This is a genomic window from Rhabdobacter roseus (genome assembly GCF_014202275.1).
Taxonomy (GTDB): Bacteria; Bacteroidota; Bacteroidia; order Cytophagales; family Spirosomataceae; genus Rhabdobacter; species Rhabdobacter roseus.
In genome coordinates, this window is the sequence record NZ_JACHGF010000005.1 from 86,034 (window position 1) to 102,670 (window position 16,637).

Sequence of the window (16,637 nt, forward strand, 5' to 3'; positions counted from 1 at the left end):
GAGGTCTTTGATGACAACACCAACAAGAGAGTCAAACCAACCAAAACGCATGAACATCGTTTTTAAATCAAAGCTTGGGCTTGAACTTGTCATCCCCCTTGCTATTATTTTAGGAGGAATGGGTATTCTTTTCCTACTCCAAGGAATTTGGCCGGGGCTTGTGATTATCCTGGGTACCTCTGCTTTTATCATACATACCTTCCTGAGCACCGAATACACCGTCGACGCCAGCTACTTACGCGTGCGAAGCGGTATTTTCTTTAACAAAACAATCGAGATAGCGAGCATAAGGAAGGTCGAGGAGACCAACACCCTTCTGAGTTCTCCGGCCATGTCCCTGGACCGGCTTGAGGTATTTTACAATAGGTTTGACAGTGTCATCGTCTCGCCGAAAGAGAAGGCGGCGTTTATCAGGCAGCTACAAGCGGTGAACGATCGAATCGAAGTGGTGTTACACGATAAAAGTACCCGCTCCTGACAGGCAAAAGGCAGGGAAGATCTTTTTTGACCTGGTTGGTGAGACCACCAACCAGGAAGCAAACACGAACTATACAGCCAGGCCATGATATTACCAAAAGAAAGAGACCCACGGTTGATCACCATACGACGAGGGGGTACTTTAACGGATGCAGATCATCACTTACTGGCTTTATGGGCCACTACCTGCGCCGAGCACGTACTGCCCTGGTTTGAGCTTGCCAATGCCGACGATCCACGCCCCCGGCAAGCCCTGATGCTGGCACGGGCGTGGGTACGGGGCGAAATACCCATGAAACAGGCCCACCAAGCCGCCTTTGCGGCCAATGCGGCGGCTAAAGGTATGCCCGCCGCAGCCAAGTTTGCGGCCTTGTCCGCAGGGCAAGCCGTGGCGGTGGCACACGTTGCGGCCCATGCTCTCGGGGCAGCGGCCTACGCCATCAGGGCCATGGGGGAGGCCGCCGGAGTAGGAGAAAAGGATGACCTGGCCCGGAAAGAATGCCAATGGCAACGCGATCAGCTTCCGGAGGCTATTCGGGACCTGGTTCTTGACGACCAGAAAAAACGAAATCACCTTTGCTGGTTTGTATTTGGTGATTGATCGTTCGAAGCCGAGGCTTTTTTTATTGTGCCCATTTGAATAAATTGCCTTCGCAATGATTAACCTAACCAAACATCCACATGAGAAAGTACCTGAAGAAGCACCTGGAATGGCGTAAGAACTTGACGCCCGAAAAGACATTACTCTACGCGTTCGTAGCCAACTGGTTTTTATGGCTGGTTACCAGGCTAGCCACGGAATCTCTATTCTCCCTAGAGAGCCAGTCGTGGCCTTATCACGTATTTGGTGCCACGTTTATGGCCATCTTTATGACCACTCTCTTTAACTGGTTGACGATCAAGCAGGTTTTTGGACGGGAAAAAGCCTAGTCTACAAAATTTCAGAAAAGTCTTGTGAACCCACGCGCCGCCCGCCCACGGTGGCGCTGGGTTCAGCAGGTACCTTCGCTTAGTCGCGCACGGATGAGAAAAATCATGCTGGACCTGGCCGTCACGCTCGACGGGTTTATCGAGGGTCCCAACGGGGAAATAGATTGGTGCATCCTGGACGACGACATGAACTTCGATGGTTTTTTGGCCGGCATCGACACGATCTTTTACGGTAGGGTAAGCTACGCGCTGTGGGGAAACTACCAGCCCGAACCCACAGCCAGCGACGCCGAGCAATCCCTTTGGGCGCGTGTCCATTCCAAAAAGAAGTACGTTTTTTCCAGCCAACCTCAGCCAGAAGACCACCACGCAACCTTTATCACGTCTGACCTGGCCGAAAACGTTGCGGCTATTCAACAACAAGCCGGAACGGACATATGGCTGTACGGCGGGGCCGGGCTCATCAAAACGTTCATCGACCTGGCTCTCATCGATGTTTACCGGATTTCCGTCCACCCCACGGTACTGGGCGCGGGCAAGCCGCTGTTTGAGCACGTGAAAGAACGGATCAATCTCGACTTGATCGAAGTCAATAGGTTTAGATCCGGCGTGGTGCAGCTTGTGTACGAACACAAAAAATAATCTGCAAATACCCTTGTTGGTGAGAACAACGGAGCCAGCTTTTTTAAGGACCGTATACGGAAGTTGTTGGTGAGAACACCAACAACGGAGCCAATAAATCAACTTTGCGTACCTACTTACCGCTCCATGGAAAGGCAAAAAAGTACCCTTGTCATAACTTTACGCGCTTTGCTAGCGGGCTGGATCGTCATCGTTTTTGGAACCAGTCTCTTGATTTTCTTCTTTTCGCCGCTCACCTACGAAACGTATCATTCTAACCCGATTCTAAATGCCTTACGAACGGTGTGGGAAATTGCGGATGAAATGGGACCGGCCGTAAAGCTTTCCCTCGTTCTTCTTTTTGGTACATTCGTCTTTCTTTTCAAAGAGCGCATACGTCAGGATAGGGTACTTTTCTATGCAAGCAGCATCGGTTTTGCCCTTCTTTCTATGTTGCTCGTGCTGGCCTTACTACCGGCCGATCTTTCCAGAGGCTACGGCGTGGGGCTCACGGGCCGTCGTTTTGACGGGAAAATGATGCCCATCTATGCAACAGGGGCGTTTTTGGGAGGAGCCGCCTTTGCGTACATGTACAGGAGACTTAGCGCGAGTAAGTAATACTTGACGGTTACCGTCCGGGTGGTAACTGGCGATTGCAAAGAAGGGGAGGTATTTTTGCCCATGCTTATAAAATTTGTAAAGAGCAAGCTAACTCCACAGCCGTACATTATATATATGGATCGACTAATCCCAAAGGCATGCCACGACAAACGTACCTCTTGAAAATTGATAACCCCTGCAATCAAGAGTGGGCATCAATGGCTAAAAACGGAATGGGTAAATATTGCTCGCAATGCGCAAAGAAAGTCATTGATTTTACATCATTGAATGACCACGAGGTTATCCAAATTCTTGAACAAAGGACGGAAAAAGTATGCGGACGATTAGCACAGCAGCAGCTTAATCGAATTATTAAAAAAGGCACCAATCGAAATAGGCATCTATTTTATAATACATTAGCTGGGCTTCTTTTGATGGGAAACACAGAAGATTCATTTGCAGAAAACCACCTAGCTACAAAACAGGAAATTGCCTCTGCGGTTAACAATCCAATAGCTAACAATATAGGCAAAAACGATACGAAACCAGCAGCCGATAGCCTTAAAAATATTATTCAAGGAAAGGTGATCGATGCACTATCTAAAGAGCCACTGCCGTTTGTACCCATTTTAGTCAAAGGCACAAAAACGGGCACAACCGCTGATCAAGATGGGCAATTTAAGTTGGTAATTCCAGACAGCTTGATGGCCGACACAGTAACCTTGCAAATTATATATATTGGTTACGAATCGAAAGAAGTAGTCATTCACAGAAGAGAACTATCCAAGACAAAAATGCTTTTGGTAATCCCAGCGGAGACAGCCATGATGGGCGAAGTGTGTATTGTTAAAAGGAAAAGATGGTGGCAATTTTGGAAGTAAAACCGTAAAGATTTCAACCCTACTCCTCCATTGAAAGAAATTGAAATAATACCACTCCCGGACAAAGAAGCCGCACCCTTCGGCTTGCTGCTCTTGGCCGATCCGTCCAGCGAGCGCATACAGCAGTATTTGCCGCTTTCGGAAGTATACGTAGCCCGCTTCCGGCAGGAAGTCGTAGGGGTGTATGTACTGTGCCCGCAGGAGGAGGGCTTGGTGGAGATCAAGAACCTCGCCGTAAAGGAAAAGTACCAGGGCAAGGGCGTGGGGCAGGCCTTGCTGCAACATGCCATTCAAAAAGCGCAAAGCCAGGGCTTTCGGGAAATCAGCATCGGTACGGCCAATTCCAGCGTGGGCCAGCTTTACCTCTACCAAAAAATGGGTTTTGAAATGACCAGCCTCCGAAAAAACTTCTTCATTGAGAACTACCCCCACCCCCTGTACGAACATGGGCTGCTGGTGAAACACATGATCATGCTAACAAGGTACCTGTCATGAAGCTGGATCTCAACCAACTCACCATCCAGGTTCGGGACGTGGAAGCGTCCATAGCGTTTTATCAAAAGCTAGGACTAATCCTGATCGTGAAGTCGCTGCCCGAGTACGCGCGTTTTGTGTGCCACGGCCGCCAAACTACCTTCTCGCTCCACCGGGCCGGGCCTTCCGAGGCCAGCAAAAGTACCTGGATCTATTTTGAGACGCAAGACCTCGACCATGACGTACAGCGGCTCCTGGACCGGGGCCTGGAGTTTGAGGAACTACCCACCGACCAGCCCTGGCTGTGGCGCGAGGCCCGGCTCAAAGATCCCGACGGGCATCAGCTCATCTTGTACTTTGCCGGAAACAACCGCCTGCACCCACCCTGGCGAATCCACGAAGCATTGTAACAGAAGCCTGGTGATAAGTATCCAAGCCCTCTCGTTCACAAAGTACCTTTGGTGAGGTACTTTGTAGTCAGGAAATGATACTTTTACGGGGGAAACGTACATTCCATCCAAAAATCCCTGAACCACTATGACCGCCTTAATGAAAGCCGTCCAGAAAAATGATAGCGTGCTCGTACAACGCCTCATTCAGGAGGGTGCCGACGTAAACGAGCTGGACGCCAACCAGGATGCCCCGCTGGTGATGGCCGCTTACAAAGGGTACCATGCCATTGTGCGGCTGCTGCTGGAAGCCGGGGCAGATGTGCGGGCCGTTGATCCGGGCATGAAGGCCACGGCACTGCACGCTGCCGCCTACGCGGGCCGTACCGAAGCCGCCAAGCTCCTGGTAGACTACCACATCGACATCAACAAGCAGGGCCCTTACAACGGCTACACCGCCCTGCACGACGCCATCTGGCAAAATAACGTGGAGGTGGTGAAGGTACTTCTGGCGGCCGGGGCGGATCTGAGTCTGAAGTCGAACGATGGCAAAACGCCGCTGGATTTTGCCAAATCCAAAAACCATAAAGAGATTGTGGGGCTGATCGAGCGGAAGCTAGGGAAGTAGGGATCTACATGGCCTTAGGTACTTGGCCCTGTGGATAGCCGAAGGTACCTTTCCGGCCGGAGGCCCATAGCGCTTGTCCGTGGTTTCTAAGCCACGGACAAGCTTGATATTTCACAAAACATCACTATTTCCTTGTCCTTTTGATTAATTTTGATAAAAATTGTAAGATTTTTGTCAAAAAAGCTTCCCCTAGCTAAAAAGCTGTGTACACGACCGACCCGCATCATCCCGATAGGTACTATGTTTCTCAACTCCGTGAGACTGGTAGCGAGTGGGCTTTTGTGGCACTCTATGAACGGTACAAGGAAAAGCTTTTATACTACTGCCTCAAATTTGTCAAGTCTGAAAGCCTGGCCGAGGAGTTAATGCACGATGTCTGGCTGAAGATCTGGGAAAAACGGGAAGATTTACAGCCCGAGCAATGCTTCAGCGCCTACCTGCACACCATTGCCAAGCATCATGTATTCAACTTCTTGAAAAGAGCCGCTAAGCTAAAAGCCATCAATGAGGAAATCATGAGGGCTGCTAGCTATTCGGAAAACCAAACCTACCAGCAGCTTTTTGCCAATGAGACCGAAGCACTTCTACAACAAGCCGTGCATTTGCTCCCCCCTCAGCGGCGGAGGGTCTTCACCCTTGTGAAGTTCGACGGGCTCTCTTACGAGGATGCCGCCGCGTACATGGGTATCTCCAAAAACGCCATCAAAGAACATATCGTAAAATCCACGAAAGCGATCAAGCTTTACTTGAAGCTACATACCGACATTACCCTGGGCTGGCTAAGTGTACTCCACTATTTTTGGTTTGAATAGTACCTTACTTTCTTCCGGCTGCCCTTTTTGCTTATCATTCACCAGCAAGGCATTATACCGCATTACTACTTACCTGAGCAGGCCAGGCTGGGTACCTTAGGCACTGGCTATGGGTGTCTTCTTTTTAAGTAGTGCTTAGCAGGTATCCTTCCATTGCTATAAAATCTTGTTTTTTTTATCGGGAGCTACCCTTCCGTCTTTCCTGATTGTATTAGGGAAAAAGCAAACACGTGCAGCATCAGGAATCTATAAAAGCGCTGTTTAGAAAGTACCTAAACAACCAATGCAGTCGGGAGGAACTCGAGCAGGTTTTTCTTTACTTGCAAGTCGACACCTACGACCAGCTTTTGCAGGAAGTTATTGCGGAAGAAAACTGGGAAGAAGTACCTACGCATACGGCCCGCCGCCAGCTTTTTGACCGCCTTCGTCTCCGGCTTCTGGGTACCATTCGTGATACTCCAAAACCGATACATCGGCGCAGGCCGTGGTTTGCGGCGGCCGCTGCCGTATCGGGTATCGTACTTCTGACCGCGGTGATGTATCGGATCTGGCTCATGAACGCGACAATAACCGAGCGTACTGCTTTCGGGCAGATGAAAGAAATCACCTTACCGGATGGTTCCAGAGTGAAACTAAACGCCAACTCCGTGCTGACCTACTCGCAACGGTGGCCGGACGAAGGTGCCCGAGAGGTTGATTTGCAAGGAGAAGCCTTTTTTACGGTACAACATACCGCCAACCATCAATCCTTCATAGTGCACTCGGAGGGGGCAGAAGTAGTGGTGCTGGGTACTACCTTTAACGTCAATAACCGGAGAGGCAAAACGCAGGTCGCGCTGGAAACGGGCAAGGTACGCGTGCAGGTACCGGCGCTAGAAACGTATCGTACCCTGGCACCCGGCGAAATGCTGGAATACGAGCCCACCCGCCGGGAATTGACCAGCCAGGTAGTAGACATAAGCCGATTTACTTCCTGGCAGCAACAGGAGCTGAAATTTCATCAGGCTACCCTGGCACGAGTAGCTCAAACACTGGAAGATCAGTTTGGCTTACAGGTGAGCATTCCGGACCCGGCCCTGGCACAGCGCACTTTTACCGGTTCGTTGCCCATGAATGACGTGGAGGTATTCCTGGAAAGTTTATCGACCCTGTTTGACATGAAGATTTCCCGCTCGGGTCAACGCGTCGTATTCACACCAAAATAAATCAAAATAGCTTCTTAAACCCCTTAACCTTTAATAAAATACGTATGGCAAATCGTCTATCCCGATTCACGGGGGTACTCTCCCTGTGTCTACTCATTTTTTCGACGGCTGTCATGGCGCAGGTCCAAAACTTTGTGCTGGCAGCAACCCAACAACCTGGCAGGACGCTTGGCTCCCGAGCCCAGGAAATGCAACTAGCTGATTTTCTGCGCGAATTGGAACAGCGCTACGCGGTTCGGTTCAATTACGAGAGTGAAGTAGTGAAAGACAAAGTAGTTCCGAAATCCGACCTCGTGGTATCCCGGCAAAATTTATACAGGCAATTGAATAAGGTGCTCGGCGATCTTGATTTAAGTTTAAAGGAAATCAAGACGGGCTATTTCCTGATCGCCAAGCAGTCGTCGGCCCAGATACCTAAGCCCACGCCTGCCAAAAGCCAGTCTGCCTTGGAGCCCGAGGTACTTCCCCACTCACAAAGTACCCCCAACCTGCCTACACCAAGTACCTTGCAGCAGCTGGAAATTCGCGTTTCGGGGAAGGTCACCGATGAGTCGAACGAACCGCTGCCGGGCGTAAACATTCTGGGCAAGGGAACCACCGTAGGTACCGTTACCGACGCCGAGGGTACTTTTCAGCTCTCACTGCCCGATCAGGTAAGTACCCTGGTCTTTTCATCGATTGGCTATAGTACCAAAGAAGTGGCCATCAATGGACAAAGCGTGATTAACGTGGTGCTGGCACCGGACAACCGGTCGCTGGACGAAGTGGTGGTAGTAGGGTACGGACAGCAAAGTAAACGTAATGTAACCGGCTCCATTGCCAAAGTGGAGATGTCGAAATTTGAAAACTACCCCAATACCAACGTTACGCAGGCCCTGCGCGGTACCATAGCCGGGGTGCAGTTCACGGAAAACGGCCGCCCCGGACAGGGGGGGAATATTCTGGTGCGGGGGCAGCGCTCCATTTCGGCCGGAAACGGCCCGCTGATTGTATTGGACGGTATCTTTTTCAACGGCAGCCTCAATGATATCAACCCGAATGACATCTCCTCGATGGAGGTACTCAAAGATGCCAGCGCCGCCGCCATCTACGGCTCCCGCGCCGCCAACGGGGTTATTTTGATTACGTCCAAAAAAGGTACCTCCGACAAGCCTACTGTGCGTTTCAATACGTTTCAGGGTGTTTCTGGATGGAGCTACCGCCCCAAACTGCTTACTCCGGAGCGGTACATTCAAAAGACGCTGGATTATGAGTGGCAGTTTCGCCGAACGCCCCAACGCCCGGACATCTCCCAACTCGAGAATCTGCTAACCCCGCCAGAACGAGTAAACTATGCCAACGGACATACCCTGGATCCCTGGGACGTAGTAGCACAGCAGGGCCGGATGCAATCGTACGATCTGAGCATTGCAGGTAATTCTAAGGGTACCAACTATTTTATTTCGGGCAACTATACGCTGGAAAAGGGGATCATCTTCAATGATAATGCCCGGCGAATTTCGTTACGCGCCAATATTGAGACCAAGGTAGCTGATTGGTTTGCGGTAGGTATGAATGCCCAGTTTTCGGATCGGGATATGTCAAAGGTACCTGCCAATATTCGGGAAGCCTATTGGCTGAGCCCCTATGCCCAGCTGTTTTATGAAGACGGCGACCCCGTCCCGTACCCGGTAGATGACCAGCTGGTGTCGAGTCCCATCAGGGGTGCGTTGCTCAATCGCAACGAGCAAGGATCGCAGAATTTGTTCGCCAACCTCTACGGCAAGATAGACCTGCCCTTTATAGAAGGGCTGAGTTATCGGATTAACTACTCTCCAAACTTTCGTTGGGGCCGAAACTATAATTTTTCGCCCATTTATCAACGCTACGGACTCAATAACCTGGGAAGCGCCAGTAAGGAAAATACCAGCAATTTTGACTGGGTACTTGAAAATATCCTCTCATACACAAAGTCTTTGGGCCAGAACCATGAGTTCGACGTCACGGCGCTCTACGGTAGAAATGCCACCAATTACAACCGCACCAGCGCGGCCGGGTCTGACTTTACTGCCTTTACCGACGTGAACGGGTGGAATAACCTGAGCGTAGCCCAGGTATATAACGTAGAATCAAACGCTACCCAGGTAGAAGGGGTGTCTGCCATGTTGCGCTTAAACTACCGGTTTAAGAACAGGTACCTCTTCACGCTCACCGCCCGCCGCGACGGATCGTCCGTTTTCTCGGAGAATCACAAATATGCCACCATGCCCTCGGCAGCCATTGCCTGGATTGCGTCCGAAGAAAAATTCCTGCAATCCTCCCCCTTTGATTTACTCAAGTTCAGGCTCTCGTACGGGGCCGTGGGCAACCAGGCCATTAGCCCCTACCAAACTTTGGTCAGAGGAAGTACCCTGCGCTATGTATTTGGTGACGGCAGCCCTACCTATACCGGCGGCTTTATTTCGGGCATAGGCAACAACAACCTTAAATGGGAAACAACCTACTCTACCAACCTGGCGGTTGACTTTGAGATGTTGCGCGGTAGACTTGGAGGTACTTTGGAAGCCTATAATATGAATACCAAAGACCTGATCCTGAGTAAGACGCTCCCCTCGGCAATGGGTTTCAATTCCATCCTTGAAAATGTTGGTGAAGTGAATAATAAAGGATTGGAAATTACCCTCAATACCGTTAATGTACGCTCGGGGAAATTTGAATGGAGCAGCAATGTCGTTTTTTCAACCAATCGAAACCGTATTGTACACCTCACCGGAGAAGACGCCAATAAAGATGGCATAGAAGACGACAACCTCACCAACCGCTGGTTTATCGGCCAGCCGATTCGGGTCGCTTTTGATTATGTACTCGATGGAATCTACCAGGTAGGCGACGATGACATTCCGACCGGACAGCGCCCCGGCTGGCACCGAATCCAGGATGTGAGTGGCAACGGAACCATCGGGCCGGAAGACCGGGTTGTGTTTGGCCAGTACGAACCTAAGTACCGCTGGGGCTTTACGAATATGTTTCGGTACGGACCGTTCAGCCTCTCCGTTTTTGTGAATGCTATGCAGGGCTGGATCCAGCAATTCAATCTGCTAGCGGTAAACAACACCGGAGGTAGTGGTAATTTTCCGGGAAGACCCGCCAATTTTCTGGATTCTGGCTGGTGGACCGAAGATAACCCCTCCGATACGCGCCCCTCGCTGGACTACGTAAATGCCACGGGGCATAACTACTACGCCAGCCGCGATTTCATCCGAATACAGGATGTTTCCCTCGCGTATGAGGTACCCAAAAGTCTGCTGAATCGTATCAAGGTAGGTGGGCTTCGCTTGTACGTGAGTGGCAAAAACGTAGCCACCTTCACGGACTTCCCGGGCTTCGATCCGGAGAGCGGCTACGCTACTTCCGGCACGACGGGTGCCTGGCCTTCTCAACGTACTTTGGTAGGTGGGCTTAACCTGACTTTTTAATAACGAATGGTATATCATTAAAAATGAATGCTGCTATGAAGATTCAAATCAATACGAACCACAGGGTGTGTGTTTTCTTGTTCAGAACCACCTTAACCCTGGCTTTTCTGGCGACTACTTTTTCCTGCAAGGAAGATTTTCTCACCGAACAACCCCTCGATTTTGCTAACGCTGACGTACTGCTGGTCAACAAGGCGGGCTTCGAAGCCTACATCATTTCGCTGCACGCGGCGGCCCGGGACGAAACATTTCTATCGGACGATTCGCAGCAATCACTGATGAACAACGCCACCGATGCCTACATCCAGGCGGGCAGAGCGACCAATCTGCTGGACTACAACGTGACGCTCAATGCCAATGCGGGCTTTGTAAACTACTTTTGGGAATGGGCCTACCTGAAAATGCTACCCCGCGCCAACACGATCATCACTTACGCCGAAAGGCCCACGGTAGCCTGGTCTAGTGAGGCCGAAAAGAATGCCGTAGTGGCCGAAGCCCGCTTTTTTAGAGCCTACGCCTACCACATGCTCGGACTTATTTATGGCGATGTACCTATTGTGGATGAGCTACTTTTGTCGCCAAAGTATGATTTCACCAGAGCCCCACGCAGAGACGTTTTTGAACTCGTGGTCCGCGATCTGGAGTTTGCGGCCCAGTGGCTGCCAGAAACCACACCCCATCCGGGTCGGGTTGTCCGGGCGGCGGCCAACCATTTCCTGGCGGAAGCGTACATGATCGTTGGCGAGAATGAAAAGGCTATAGCGGCGGCCACGAAAGTGATCGACAACCCCAGATACGCTTTGATGAGAGCCCGGTTTGGCTCTAAAATCAACGAACCGGGTGATGTATTCTCGGATCTTTTCCGCGATAACAATCAGAACCTCGCCGCCAATACCGAAACGATTTGGGCTATTCAGTTTGAGTTTCAGACCCAAGGTGGAATTGCCTCGGCGGGGCACGGCAATAATCTCATGCGCGAATGGGGACCCGCCTACTACAACCAGCCCGGCATGATCGTAGCCGATAGCATGGGCCGGGGTGCGGGGCGTATCATGTTTTCAAATTATTACGCCTACGATGTCTGGACCTCTACCGACTGGAAAGACATGCGTAATTCCCGGTTTAATATCCGTCGGGGCTGGACGTACAACGACCCTAACCATCGGCTTTTCGGCCAGGTAGTAGACCCTATCCGCGACAACATCGACACAGTGTACTCGGCCCGGTATTATCCCTACAGCCGTAAACTGGAGGGCGACCCGCTGGCCGGAGAAGTCTACGGCCGAACCTTCGTGGATTTTTATAAAATGCGCCTCGCTGAAACGTACCTGCTACGTGCCGAAGCCCATCTGCGGAACGGCAACCCGGCACTGGCCGCGCAGGATATCAACGTAGTGCGGCAACGCGCCAAGGCGATCCCCGCTACGGCTGCCGAAATGACCCTGGATTATATCCTGGACGAACGAGCACGGGAATTGGTCATGGAGGAACACCGCCGGAAAACCCTGCACCGGTTTGGGTATATCGTCAACCAGCCCGTCCTGGCCCAGCGCATCCGGAAGTACAATTACAAAACCGGAAACGCCATCCAGGATTTCCACGTACTGTGGCCCATTCCCCAAAAATTCATCGACGCCAACTCGGGCAATGTAATCACCCAAAACCCTGGGTATAATTAAAACCTCCTATTAACTTTTTAGTATCATGACGAGCAAGTTTGCGATCCTATCGGCCACGTTTTATCTGACTACCTGTTTGCTGGCTTATGGGCAGTCTATTTTTTCTATTACCGATTTCGGCGCGACCCAGGATTCGACGGTCAACAATGCAAAAGCCATTCAGCAAGCCATCGACGCCTGTGCTAAGGCGGGCGGAGGGCAGGTACTTGTGCCCAATGGCTCCTTTCATACCGGTACTCTCTTCCTGAAAAGCCACGTAAAACTATACCTGGAGGCCGGGGCCGTCCTGGTAGGTAGCGTCGATACAACTGATTATGCACGGGATGCAATGACCGGTAGGAAGGCGCTCATCATCGCCAATGGTCAGAAAAACATCAGCATCGTGGGTGACGGAACAATTCACGGGCGGGGAGAACACCCGATTTTTTACAGCAATGACCGGGCCAACGGGCTGAAAGACCGGCCCAATACCCTTTCGTTCGCCGCTTGTGAACAGGTGGTACTGAAGGACTTTACCCTCCGAAACGGCACCCGTTGGTGCGTGATGCTGAAAGAGTCGGATCACATTACAGTGGATAACATTAGGATCATCAGTAGAGCGGTAGCTAATAATGACGGACTTGACATCACGGATTGCCATCACGTGCGGGTGTCTAACAGCTACTTCGACTGCGGTGACGACGCCATCTGTCCGAAAAGTGAGTCGGGCCGGGGCGTGAAGAATCTGGCCATTACCAACTGCATCGTGAAGAGCGAGTCCAACGCCATTAAGTTTGGTACCGCCAGTGTGGGAGGATTTTCCGACGTGGTCGTGAGCAACTGCGTGCTGTTTGACACGCGTTTGTCGGGGCTAGCCCTGGAACTGGTAGACGGTGGTGTCATGGAAAGAATCACCATCAACAACATTACCATGCACAATGTCAATGGTTCTATTTTTGTCAAGTTGGGACACCGGCAGGGGCAGGCACCGGGGGTACTTCGGAACGTCCATTTTTCCAATATCACGGCCGACGGCATAGGCGAGTGGCAACCCGATCGAAGTGCTCCCTATTTTAAGGTACCCAACGACCAAAAAATAGGTGTTTTGGTGGTGGGCTTACCGGGCGCTCTGGTAGAAGATGTCTCTTTCGACCATATTAAGTTGCAGTTTTCGGGGGGAGGCACGGCGGAGGATGCCAAAAGAAACATGGAGGACAAACCGAGCGTATATCCTGAATACAGCAACTTTGGCGTGACGCCCGCTTTTGCCTTCAACATTCGCCACGTCAAAAATATTTCCCTCAACAACATTTCCGTAAGTACCCTTCAGAAAGATCTGCGCCCGGCCTTACTTATCGAAAATGCAGAAAATGTATCCCTTCAATCCTTTCGGGTCCATTCTGTTTTTGCAGGAACGGCTATGCTGAGGCTAAAAGACGTGGCTTCGCTCCGCATTGCCGATTGCCAGCCCAGAGGAAACGCCCAGCAGGCTTTCATCCAGCTCGAAGGAAAGAACCAGGGCATACTACTCCAGAACAATGATTTGTCTAATATTGGCCGCGTTTTCCCAACGACCCCAAAAGGCTCCACGCCGGGTGTTAGGTTTTCAAATAATCTGATGGCCGAGAAGTGATGATTTAGGAGTAAAGTACCTTCTTAGCGTTTTGTTGGGAAGCACAGGAACTACTTTCGTAAGATGCTACCTGAGCCGAAAGTATCTTTTCGGTCAGGTAGCAGAAAGTACTCTTCCTATCTCTGCCTGATTCTTCTTTTTGGAAGCACATCCTGATTTGCTAACTTGGCCAAGCCAGCTTTCAGAATAAAAGCTGCTTTTCCCAAGGAGATTCAGCATACCATGTCTAAAAAAAAGAAAGCTATCCCCGTAAATTCACTGGCGGAAGAGTATGCGGCCGGCATTGCCATCGGAAAAATGGTTTATGATCCATCACAATCGTTGGAGACAATAAACCATTCGCACCGGCACGACTACCACATTTTCTTGCTGATTCAAAAAGGAAGCGCTCATATGGAGGTCGACTTTGCGCAACAACGCATCAAGGCACCTTCCCTCCTTTATATTCATCCGAGCCAGGTACATCGTATCCTGAAAATAAAAAAAGGGGAATTTTACCTGCTCGGAATAAAAGGGGAGAACATCTATCCCGAGTACTTAAAGACCCTGGAGCAGGTGATTCTGCCCGCGCAGCCTCTGCCGCTACCCAAGGAGACCTTACCTGTTTTCAAGCAGGCCCTGGAGCTGTGTATTGTGCTGTTTGAACGCAAACAGGACAAAGGGTACATTGCTACTCTTAAAGCCTATTGCAACGCCCTCATCAGCCTGATCGTTTCCCAGTACCTGCTGCAAACTACCTCCATCAACCCTCCTTCCCGCTTCGAGGCCGTCACCAAAGCGTTCAAAGTACTGCTGGAGCGTGATTTTCAATCCCTCAAGCGCCCTTCCCACTACGCCGAGGCGCTGCATATCTCCACGCCTTACCTCAATGAATGCCTCCGAAACGCCACGGGCTACCCGGTTTCGTACCATATTCAGCAGCGCATTATCTTAGAAGCCAAGCGCTTGCTTTATCACTCCAACAAATCGGTTAAAGAAATCGCCGCCGAATTGGGCTATGAGGATTATGCTTACTTCTCGCGTTTTTTCACCAAAGCCACCGGCATGGCCGCTTCGGCGTTCAGAAAGCAAAACTTCGATTAGTCCATCACTCACTTCGATCTACCCTTTGTAGCAGAAGGCGCCGTACAGTTGCTTTGCCTTGTACAAAAAAGCCGTTGAAAATGCCAAGAATAGCCAAGTGGGTAGGTGACGCCATGGAAAGTCTGCTAGCCTCCAAGATACCGTTGATGCAGGTAACGGAAACGAGTTACCTTAATCCGTCCATCAAAAAAATACGTTTTAGCGGAAACCTGTCCGGGATGAATTTTCAGCTGGGCTATGCCGTTGCCATCCGGGTAAGTGATACCGAATTTCGAAACTACACCGCTTCCTTCAGCGATGTGGCTACAGGTACCCTGGAGCTACTCATACACCTGCACGGCTCCGCGCCCGGCAGCCAGTTTATGACTAATTTGAAACCGGGCGACGAAGTACGGATCAGTATGCCCAGAGGGCAAAAGCAGTATGATCCTTTGGTAAAACAACAACTGCTTTTTGGCGATGAAACCTCCCTGGCCCTGGCCTGTGCGTTTCAGCCCGTTCTGAAAAAGGGGCAGCATGAATTCCAGTTTTATTTTGAACTCGACGAGGAAAACAGGCAGGTACCTGACCTACTCGGACTGGAAAACTACACGGTATTTTCCAAGAAAGATACCTTCAGAAGCGAGCAACGGAGCAACGAAGTACCTCTTTTTGAAACGTCGCGCTGGAAATCCTGCTGGCAGGCGAGCAATTATGTGTTGACGGGCAACGGCCAGTCCGTGCAGACCTTTCGAAAAGCCCTGAAAAACAACCACGCCAGGGGGAGGATCTTCACGAAGGGGTACTGGCTGGAAGGAAAAACAGGTTTGTAAACTATAACATCGAAACAGCATGGTACCTCATCAAGAAGACCGCCCCTCAGCCAGCGGAGTTTCCGTGGCCTTCTGGCTGAATTTACTATTTTCAATCATCGAAGTGTATGGAGGTCTTCTGACCAACTCAACCGCCATTTTGGCTGACGCCTTCCATGATTTTATGGATACCGCGGCGATTGGCCTGGCGGTACTGTTGGACAAAATTTCGAATAAAAAACGGACCCTTCGCTTCTCCTACGGCTATAAACGCTTTTCCCTTCTGGCCGCCCTGGGGCTGTCAGTATTTCTGCTGATTGGGGCCGTTTTGATGGCCGTCAGCGGCGTAAAATCCTGGCTCAATCCGGAAGTGGTTGATAGCCTTGGCATGTTGTGGCTGGCGGTGCTGGGGATAGGCATCAATGGGTTTGCCTTTTTACGCATAAAAAACGGCAACGGGTCTCATCACACCCATGGGCATAGCCACAATCATAATCATCAAGCGATCATGCTGCATCTGCTGGAAGATGTGCTGGGCTGGGTGGCGGTTTTGGTGGGAGCAGGGGTCATTTATTATACGGGCTGGTATTGGATCGATGGGGTACTTACGTTGGCCATTGCTACTTTTATCGGCTACAATGCTACCAAAAACCTAACCAGTGTCCTGAAAGTACTTTTGCAATCCGTTCCCGAAAACGTAAACCTTGAACAGCTGTCCGCCGAATTAACTACCCTCGAAGGCGTTGAGAATATACATGACTTACACGTGTGGAGCCTGGACGGAAATTACCATGTGGGCTCGTTGCACGCCGTGATAGGTACTTCTCACCAGCATTCCGAAAATAGTATTTATGCTTCCATTCGTCAAGTAATGGAAAAACACCACATCCAGCATCCTACCGTGCAGCTCGAAACCACGGATATCTCCTGCCAATGGGTAAGCTGCTAGCCCGTCTGGGGTACTTTGAAGGGTACTTTGGCTTTCCAAAGTACCCTTTTC

General features: G+C 50.7%; 17 protein-coding genes. All 17 read left to right on the forward strand.

The window, feature by feature from the left end; all coding sequences use genetic code 11:
- Positions 1-49: 49 nt before the first annotated feature.
- Positions 50-478: a PH domain-containing protein gene (locus HNQ92_RS16695; protein ID WP_184175250.1), complete on the forward strand. Its 429-nt coding sequence runs from the start codon at positions 50-52 to the stop codon at positions 476-478.
- Positions 479-592: 114 nt separating this feature from the next.
- A complete protein-coding gene (locus HNQ92_RS16700; RefSeq protein ID WP_246440315.1) occupies positions 593-1,078 on the forward strand; it encodes a putative immunity protein in 486 nt (161 codons plus the stop codon).
- A gap of 80 nt (positions 1,079-1,158) precedes the next feature.
- Entirely contained in the window at positions 1,159-1,407 is a 249-nt protein-coding gene (locus HNQ92_RS16705; protein WP_184175254.1) for a hypothetical protein, read from the forward strand.
- A 93-nt stretch (positions 1,408-1,500) separates the two neighbouring features.
- Positions 1,501-2,049 (forward strand): dihydrofolate reductase family protein, encoded by a 549-nt coding sequence (locus HNQ92_RS16710; protein WP_184175256.1) that lies wholly within the window; start codon positions 1,501-1,503, stop codon positions 2,047-2,049.
- Positions 2,050-2,175: 126 nt separating this feature from the next.
- Positions 2,176-2,646, forward strand: coding sequence for a hypothetical protein (locus HNQ92_RS16715; protein ID WP_184175258.1), 471 nt, complete (start codon positions 2,176-2,178; stop codon positions 2,644-2,646).
- Between the two features lie 161 nt (positions 2,647-2,807).
- Positions 2,808-3,509, forward strand: a complete 702-nt coding sequence (locus tag HNQ92_RS16720; RefSeq protein WP_184175260.1) for a carboxypeptidase-like regulatory domain-containing protein — start codon at positions 2,808-2,810, stop codon at positions 3,507-3,509.
- A gap of 30 nt (positions 3,510-3,539) precedes the next feature.
- Positions 3,540-4,004 (forward strand): GNAT family N-acetyltransferase, encoded by a 465-nt coding sequence (locus HNQ92_RS16725; RefSeq protein ID WP_221307474.1) that lies wholly within the window; start codon positions 3,540-3,542, stop codon positions 4,002-4,004.
- Complete coding sequence (locus HNQ92_RS16730) at positions 4,001-4,393, forward strand: VOC family protein (RefSeq protein WP_246440317.1); 393 nt, start codon at positions 4,001-4,003, stop codon at positions 4,391-4,393. Before HNQ92_RS16725 ends, HNQ92_RS16730 begins: the two co-directional genes overlap by 4 nt.
- Before the next feature lie 127 nt (positions 4,394-4,520).
- Entirely contained in the window at positions 4,521-5,000 is a 480-nt protein-coding gene (locus tag HNQ92_RS16735; RefSeq protein ID WP_184175262.1) for an ankyrin repeat domain-containing protein, read from the forward strand.
- A 203-nt stretch (positions 5,001-5,203) separates the two neighbouring features.
- Positions 5,204-5,812, forward strand: a complete 609-nt coding sequence (locus HNQ92_RS16740) for an RNA polymerase sigma-70 factor (RefSeq protein ID WP_184175264.1) — start codon at positions 5,204-5,206, stop codon at positions 5,810-5,812.
- A gap of 230 nt (positions 5,813-6,042) precedes the next feature.
- Positions 6,043-7,017, forward strand: coding sequence for a FecR domain-containing protein (locus tag HNQ92_RS28690; protein WP_184175266.1), 975 nt, complete (start codon positions 6,043-6,045; stop codon positions 7,015-7,017).
- A 44-nt stretch (positions 7,018-7,061) separates the two neighbouring features.
- Positions 7,062-10,472 (forward strand): SusC/RagA family TonB-linked outer membrane protein, encoded by a 3,411-nt coding sequence (locus HNQ92_RS16750; protein ID WP_184175268.1) that lies wholly within the window; start codon positions 7,062-7,064, stop codon positions 10,470-10,472.
- Positions 10,473-10,507: 35 nt separating this feature from the next.
- Positions 10,508-12,151, forward strand: a complete 1,644-nt coding sequence (locus HNQ92_RS16755) for a RagB/SusD family nutrient uptake outer membrane protein (protein ID WP_184175270.1) — start codon at positions 10,508-10,510, stop codon at positions 12,149-12,151.
- Positions 12,152-12,176: 25 nt separating this feature from the next.
- Positions 12,177-13,763 (forward strand): glycoside hydrolase family 28 protein, encoded by a 1,587-nt coding sequence (locus tag HNQ92_RS16760; protein ID WP_184175272.1) that lies wholly within the window; start codon positions 12,177-12,179, stop codon positions 13,761-13,763.
- A 222-nt stretch (positions 13,764-13,985) separates the two neighbouring features.
- Positions 13,986-14,846 carry an AraC family transcriptional regulator gene (locus HNQ92_RS16765; protein WP_184175274.1) on the forward strand — a complete coding sequence of 287 codons (861 nt, stop codon included), beginning with the start codon at positions 13,986-13,988 and terminating at the stop codon, positions 14,844-14,846.
- A gap of 80 nt (positions 14,847-14,926) precedes the next feature.
- Entirely contained in the window at positions 14,927-15,658 is a 732-nt protein-coding gene (locus HNQ92_RS16770; protein ID WP_184175276.1) for a siderophore-interacting protein, read from the forward strand.
- A gap of 19 nt (positions 15,659-15,677) precedes the next feature.
- A complete protein-coding gene (locus tag HNQ92_RS16775) occupies positions 15,678-16,586 on the forward strand; it encodes a cation diffusion facilitator family transporter (protein WP_184175278.1) in 909 nt (302 codons plus the stop codon).
- Positions 16,587-16,637: the final 51 nt, after the last annotated feature.